We start from the raw sequence: 6,955 nt of genomic DNA on the forward strand, positions 1-6,955 counted from the left end.
GGCATCACACCGCTCCCGCGCCGACCGGGCATGCGGTCCGGCGGCCGTGCCCGGCGCGTACGCCACGACGGGCGTGCCGCGTACGCGACGACGGGCACGGCGCGGACGTGATGACGCGCGCACCTCATCCGTGACGACGGGCCTCAGCGGACCCTTCCGTACCAGACACGGCTGGACCAGATCTTCTCCAGTCTGACCACCGCGCCGCTCTTCGGCGAATGCCAGATCCTGCCCCCGCCGGCGTAGATGCCGACGTGGTACACGCTGCGGCCCGCATGGAAGAAGACCAGATCGCCACGTTGCCGATGCGACCTGGAGATGTGGCGAGTGGAGTTGTACTGCTGCTGGGCCGTGCGGGGGAGTCTCTTGCCCACCTTCTTGAAGGAGTAGAGCGTGAGCCCCGAACAGTCGAACCGGTGGGGACCTGCCGCGCCCCACCGGTAGGGCGCCCCCTTCTTCGACGCGGCGACCTTCAGCGCCTTCGTGGAAGGGGTCGCCGCTTCGGCGTCCTCGACGACGCCGGGCGCCAGCATGGTGGTGCCTACGGCGAGTGTGAGGACCGAGGCCGTACCGACCCGGGCGAACAGAGACGGGACATGAACCTGCGCAGTCATGCGCAACCCTTCGTCAGCCGCCTGTGAAGGATGACCTGTCGGGTTCGGGCTGGCGAAGTTGCCCGGCCGCACACGGCGGCTTCACCCCGAGGGCTGCCCGGAACGGGTGTTCCGGCGGCCCGTTGTGCTCGGGTCCTCCACTCCTGCCGATCCACTTCTGTCGACCAGGCATCCGGACGGCGGCAGGACTCGGCGTCCGCCCGGACCGCCCCGCCGCGGTGGCGGGGGCTTGTCGTCCCAGGGATCTTTACTCACGCGGTGCCGGATTTCCGAACTGAAAGGGCGTTATGTGAGAGTCGTCACGGCTCAACCGTTCGGGTGGACGGGGGTCGGAGCCCGTGTCGACCCCGGTGCCGAACCAGCCCCGCACCAGGGGCGGAGCAGCGCATTCCGCTCAGTGTCCGCGCCTGTTGCGCAAGTTGAACCGTCCCTTGTGAGGGGGATCGCCTGAGCCGAACGAGGGAGGAAGATCGCTCGCCCCGCCGGGCGTGTCGTCCCAGGAGCGTCACAGAACCGAAACGGCTCGGCGACCGGGCGGAGCGTCGCCTCCCGCCGGCCTTCAACTCGTGGCAGGCGGTGGCACGGTGACCCGACCGGCGCGTCGCTCTCCGTCCAGCAGCCGCAGAGCACGGGCCAGGGTGGCCGCGTGGATCTGCGTCTCGCCCCGCTCGTGCATCAGGGCCAGGGCGTCGCGCAGGGCGACGGCGTGGGAGGCGAGCGCCTGTGCGGCCCGAAGGGCACCGTAGGTGTCGGTGCCGCGAGCCGGATTGATCCGGCCGACCTGGTCCACCACGCCCAGGTAGCAGTCGATGAACTCGCCCTCGGCGCGGGTGAGCGCGGGCAGTGGCGGGAACTGGGGGTTGTGCATGGCGGGATCACCTCGTGGTGTGCGGCGGCTGGGACGGTTCGTGGTGTGCGGGCGGCTGGGAGGATTCCTGGTCCGCGGTGGCGGGGACAGCTCGTGGTACTCCATGAGGTGACCGGCCGGTGCGACACCCCGGAGACCGGGGCGACGCCGGCGGTGTCACGCTCGACGCGGCGCTGACGGCCCGGTGGGCGACTCCGCGCGAGGGGCCGGCACGGCGCTGCGCCGACTCCGCGACGCACGCACCGACTCCGCGGCGCACGCCTCGGTCCCGGCGCGGGAGGGCCGGCCCGCGCCGGCTCGCCCGCAGCGGGTCGCTGAATGACTACCCGGGCGCCGCGCAGGGCATGTCGGCGACCGGGCGCGCCGACCGCCGGTGGCCCGGCGCCCGTTCGTCCGGGAGCGGCCGGGTTCGTCCGGCTTCCGCGCGAGTGACGTATACGGCCGGTCCCGAGCGCGGTGCCGGCGCCCGCTCGGCCGCTCGGCCGAACGCGGCGCGTGCCTGGGCCCTCCGTGCGGCGGCGCCCGCCCGATGTGGTGATCGGGTGGTCCCGGGGCACCGGCCCGGGCCGTCCGAGGGCTCCTCGGCCGATCCCCGTGGCCACGGCATCGCTCCGCACCGCCCTGCCGGACGACGGGCCCGGCGGGTGACGCGGAGCGACTCCATGGGGGCGAGATCTTCGCGAGACGACGAGGGCGAGGGCGCCGCCGACGCGCCGGCCGGCGTCCGCTGCGGCTGCGGCGCCCGGCGCCTGCACCGGGGGCGGCGGCCGCGAGCCCCACGCGCATGAACCGGCAAAAGATCAGTTAACGCGATGGAAAAACTTCCGCCCTAACGTGCAATACCTGGCCCCGGGATCAACTTCAGCGTTCAACAGAGTGTTGAAGGTGGATAGGGTCCGGCTGCGCCCGGGGCCGGTACCGGGCGGAAGACGAAGGGGTGGAAGCGTGCAACTGACTCCGCACGAACAGGAACGCCTGCTGATCCACGTGGCGGCCGACGTCGCCGGGAAGCGCAGAGCCCGCGGGCTACGGCTGAACCACCCCGAGGCGATCGCCCTGATCACCTCGCATCTCCTGGAAGGCGCCCGCGACGGCCGAACGGTCGCCGAACTGATGGCCTCCGGAAGAAGGGTGCTGACCCGCGACGACGTCATGGACGGCATCCCGGAGATGATCCACGACGTGCAGGTCGAAGCCACCTTCCCGGACGGCACCAAGCTCGTCACCGTCCACGAACCGATCGTCTGACGGGGGCGCGCCGATGATCCCCGGAGAGATCCTGTACGCGGACGGCCCGGTGCCCTTCAACGAGGGGCGCCCCGTCACCCGTCTCACCGTCCTCAACGCGGCGGACCGCCCCGTCCAGGTCGGCTCGCACTACCACTTCGCCGAGGCCAACCCGGGGCTGCGCTTCGACCGCCCGGCCGCCCGCGGGCTTCGGCTCAACATCGCGGCGGGAACCGCCGTACGCTTCGAGCCCGGCATCCCGGTCGACGTCGAACTCGTCCCGCTCGCGGGCCTGCGCGTCGTCCCCGGACTCCGTGGCGACACCGGAGGTGCCCTCGATGCCTGAACTCAGCCGTGCCGTCCACGCCGACCTGTTCGGCCCCACCACCGGCGACCGCATCCGGCTCGCCGACACCGACCTCGTCGTGGAGATCGAGGAAGACCGCTGCGGGGGGCCCGGACTGGCGGGTGACGAGGCCGTGTTCGGCGGCGGCAAGGTGATCCGGGAGTCGATGGGCCAGGCGCGTGCCACCCGGGCGGAAGGCGCTCCCGACACCGTGGTCACCGGGGCGGTCGTCATCGACCACTGGGGCGTCGTCAAAGCCGACATCGGCATACGCGACGGACGGATCACCGGCATCGGCAAGGCGGGCAACCCGGACACGATGGACGGTGTCCATCCCGACCTGGTCATCGGCCCGGAGACCGAGATCATCGCCGGCAACGGCCTGTTCGTCACGGCCGGGGCCATCGACGCACACGTCCACTTCATCTCACCTACCCTCGTGGACCAGGCGCTCTCGGCCGGCATCACCACACTCGTCGGAGGCGGCACCGGCCCGGCGGAGGGGAGCAAGGCCACCACCGTCACCCCCGGCCCATGGCACCTCGCCCGGATGTTCGAGGCGCTGGAGGCCTACCCCGTCAACATCGGCCTGCTCGGCAAGGGCAACACGATGTCCCGCGAGGCCATGCACTCCCAACTGCGCGGCGGCGCACTGGGGTTCAAGATCCACGAGGACTGGGGGGCGACCCCCGCCGTCATCGACGCCTGTCTCGGTGTGTGCGAGGAGACGGGCGCCCAGCTCGCCATCCACACGGACACGCTCAACGAGGCCGGATTCGTCGCCGACACGCTGGCCGCCATCGCGGGGCGCACCATCCACTCGTACCACACCGAAGGCGCCGGAGGCGGGCACGCCCCCGACATCATCACCGTGGTCTCGCAGCCGTACGTCCTGCCCAGCTCCACCAACCCCACGCGCCCGCACACCGCCAACACCGTCGAGGAGCACCTCGACATGCTGATGGTCTGCCACCACCTCAACCCGGCCGTCCCGGAGGACCTCGCCTTCGCCGAGTCCCGGATCCGGCCCTCGACCATCGCGGCCGAGGACATCCTCCACGACCTCGGCGCCATCTCGATCATCTCCTCCGACTCCCAGGCGATGGGGCGCATCGGCGAGGTCATCCTGCGGACCTGGCAGACGGCCCATGTGATGAAACGCCGACGCGGCCCCCTGCCCGGCGACGGCCGGGCCGACAACCACCGCGCACGTCGCTATGTCGCCAAATACACGATCAACCCGGCGATCGCCCAGGGGCTGGACCGGGAGGTCGGTTCGATCGAGACCGGGAAACTCGCCGATCTGGTGCTGTGGGACCCCGCGTTCTTCGGCGTCAAACCACGGACGGTCATCAAGGGCGGTCAGATCGCCTACGCGCAGATGGGCGACGCCAACGCCTCCATCCCCACGCCCCAGCCCGTCCTGCCCCGCCCGATGTTCGGTGCCGTGGGCCGTGCGCCCGCGGCCAACTCCGTCAACTTCGTGGCCGAAGCCGCCGTCACCGACGGGCTGCCCCAGCGGCTGGACCTCGGCAAGCGATTCGTACCGATCACCAGCACCCGGGGGATCACCAAGGCCGACATGCGGGAGAACGACGCGCTGCCGCGGGTCCACGTCGACCCCGACAGCTTCACCGTCACCATCGACGGGGAGCGGGTCGAGCCCGCGCCGGCCGCCGAACTGCCGATGGCCCAGCGCTACTTCCTCTTCTAGGACCGGGAAGGCATCCCATGACCACACGCGCCGCCCTCCTCGTCCTCGCGGACGGCCGCTTCCCCGCCGGCGGTCACGCCCATTCCGGCGGGGCCGAGCCGGCCGTCAGGGCCGGACGCATCCGGGACGCCCGGAGCCTGGCGGACTTCTGTCTCGGCCGGCTGCACACCACCGGCCTCACCGCGGCCGCACTCGCCGCCGCGGCGGCCCACGGGCTGGATCCGCTCGCCCTCGACGAGGCCGCCGACGCCCGGACCCCGTCGCCCGCCCTGCGGACCGTACAACGCAGACTCGGCCGCCAACTGATGCGGGCGGCACGCGCCACCTGGCCGGGTCCCGGGCTGGAGGCCCTCGCCGCGGCCCGGCCGCGGGGCGCCCACCAGCCCGTCGTCCTCGGCCTCACCGCACGGGCAGCGGGTCTGGGGCCCGAGGACGCCGCACACTGCGTGGCGTACGAGACCGTCAGCGGCCCGGCCACCGCCGTGGTCCGCCTGCTCTCCCTGGACCCCTTCGAGGCCACGGCCGTCCTCGCCCGCCTCGTGCCCGCACTCGACCGGGTCGCCGAACAGGCCGCCGCAGCCGCGCGGGAGGGCATCGACGCCCTGCCCGCCGCATCGGCCCCGCTTCTCGACATCACCGCCGAGGCACACGCGGCCTGGCCGGTCCGGCTCTTCGCGTCCTGACCCACCGCCTGCCCCACCGCCGATCCCCATCAGGAGCCGCACCCATGCACCTCGACCACAGCCACCAGGGCCCCGCCGCCGTCAGTGCCGACGCCGCACGCCCCGACGGAGCCCGGCGTGCCCTGCGCATCGGTCTCGGCGGGCCCGTCGGCTCCGGGAAGACCGCGACCGTGGCCGCCCTGTGCCGCGTCCTGCGCGACCGGCTGTCCATAGCCGTCGTCACCAACGACATCTACACCCAGGAGGACGCCGCCTTCCTGCTGCGCAACGCGGTGCTGCCGCCTGAACGCATCCAGGCCGTCGAGACCGGCGCCTGCCCCCACACCGCCATCCGCGACGACATCTCCGCCAACCTGGAAGCCGTCGAGGACCTGGAGAACTCCGTCGGACCGCTGGACCTGATCCTCGTCGAGTCCGGCGGCGACAATCTCACCGCGACCTTCTCCAGAGGACTCGTGGACGCCCAGATCTTCGTCATCGACGTCGCGGGCGGCGACGACATCCCGCGCAAGGGCGGCCCCGGCGTCACCACCGCGGACCTCCTCGTCATCAACAAGACGGACCTCGCCCCGTACGTCGGTTCCGACCTGCGGAGGATGGCCCTGGACGCAGCCGCCCAGCGGGGTGAACTCCCGGTCCTGTTCACCTCCCTGACCACCGCGGACGGTGTCGCGCCCGTGGCCGACTGGGTGCGGGCGCAGCTCGCCGCCTGGGCCGCATGAGCGTCGAGGCGACCGCCCGGATCACCGCCGTCCCCGACGGACGCGGCTCCACGGCGCTGCCCGTCCTGGAGAGCGACGGCCCACTCGCCGTACGCCGGACCAGATCGCCCGAGGCCGCGTACGCGCGCGTCACCGTCGTCGGTGCGATGACCGCGCCCCTCGGCGGTGACCGGCTCGCCGTCGAGGTGCGGGCCGACGCCGGGGCCCGGCTGACGGTCGACTCGGCCGCGGCCACCGTGGCTCTTCCCGGCCCCGGGCCGGACGCGGGTCCCGCGTCGTACGACATCACGCTGAGCGTGGGGGAGGGGGCGGTGCTCCGCTGGCTCCCCGAGCAGCTCGTCTCCGCCCGCGGCAGCGAGCTGGACATGACGACCCGGGTCGAACTCGCTCCGGGCGCGCGCCTGGTGCTGCGGGAGGAGCAGATCCTCGGACGGCACGGCGAGCACACGGGCAGCCTCGCCACCCGGCTCACGGTCCGGCTCGCGGGACGACCGCTTCTGGACCAGAGGCTGGCCTACGGCCCCGCGGCACCGGGCGGCTGGGACGGTGCGGCGGTCCTGGGCGGACACCGGGCCGTCGGCCAGCTGCTGGTCGTCGACCCGGTGTTCGGGGAGGCGCCCGCCGAGCCGGCGCTCCTCGGCGCCGGCGCCGTGCTCACCCCCCTGGCCGGACCCGCCGTACTCGTGACGGCCCTCGCCGCCGATGCCAGGCTGCTGCGCCAGGTACTGGACGAAGCACTGTCCGGGCTGCCGGACGGAGGGTGGGCAGTCCGCCGGGGGAG

General features: G+C 72.9%; 8 protein-coding genes and 1 riboswitch. Of the genes, 6 read left to right on the top strand and 2 right to left on the bottom strand.

The annotated features are described in order from the left end of the window. Positions 1-143: 143 nt before the first annotated feature. Together ABZ371_RS26675 and ABZ371_RS26680 are read right to left on the bottom strand one after the other, a co-directional pair. Positions 144-614, bottom strand: coding sequence for a C40 family peptidase (locus ABZ371_RS26675; protein WP_358684096.1), 471 nt, complete (start codon positions 612-614; stop codon positions 144-146). 3 nt (positions 615-617) lie between these two features. Beyond that, a riboswitch (cyclic di-AMP (ydaO/yuaA leader) is annotated at positions 618-795 on the bottom strand. A 378-nt stretch (positions 796-1,173) separates the two neighbouring features. Further along, complete coding sequence (locus ABZ371_RS26680) at positions 1,174-1,482, bottom strand: hypothetical protein (RefSeq protein ID WP_358684098.1); 309 nt, start codon at positions 1,480-1,482, stop codon at positions 1,174-1,176. 945 nt (positions 1,483-2,427) lie between these two features. Between ABZ371_RS26680 and ABZ371_RS26685 the strand changes: the two genes are divergently transcribed. The 6 genes from ABZ371_RS26685 to ABZ371_RS26710 all read left to right on the top strand — a co-directional run. Continuing rightward, positions 2,428-2,730, top strand: coding sequence for an urease subunit gamma (locus ABZ371_RS26685; protein ID WP_358684100.1), 303 nt, complete (start codon positions 2,428-2,430; stop codon positions 2,728-2,730). 13 nt (positions 2,731-2,743) lie between these two features. Further along, the gene (locus ABZ371_RS26690) at positions 2,744-3,055 is read left to right on the top strand and encodes an urease subunit beta (RefSeq protein ID WP_358684102.1); all 312 of its coding nucleotides are present in this window, start codon (positions 2,744-2,746) and stop codon (positions 3,053-3,055) included. Beyond that, positions 3,048-4,769, top strand: a complete 1,722-nt coding sequence (locus ABZ371_RS26695) for an urease subunit alpha (protein WP_358684104.1) — start codon at positions 3,048-3,050, stop codon at positions 4,767-4,769. The genes ABZ371_RS26690 and ABZ371_RS26695 overlap by 8 nt, the downstream gene beginning before the upstream one ends. A 17-nt stretch (positions 4,770-4,786) precedes the next feature. Then, positions 4,787-5,452: an urease accessory UreF family protein gene (locus ABZ371_RS26700; protein WP_358684106.1), complete on the top strand. Its 666-nt coding sequence runs from the start codon at positions 4,787-4,789 to the stop codon at positions 5,450-5,452. 44 nt (positions 5,453-5,496) lie between these two features. After that, positions 5,497-6,174 (top strand): urease accessory protein UreG, encoded by a 678-nt coding sequence (gene ureG / locus ABZ371_RS26705; protein ID WP_358684108.1) that lies wholly within the window; start codon positions 5,497-5,499, stop codon positions 6,172-6,174. Further along, on the top strand, positions 6,171-6,955 hold a 785-nt coding region (locus ABZ371_RS26710), incomplete at its 3' end, for an urease accessory protein UreD (protein ID WP_358684110.1). The genes ureG and ABZ371_RS26710, both read left to right, overlap by 4 nt.

This window comes from Streptomyces sp. NPDC005899 (assembly GCF_040629645.1).
Classification (GTDB): Bacteria; Actinomycetota; Actinomycetes; order Streptomycetales; family Streptomycetaceae; genus Streptomyces.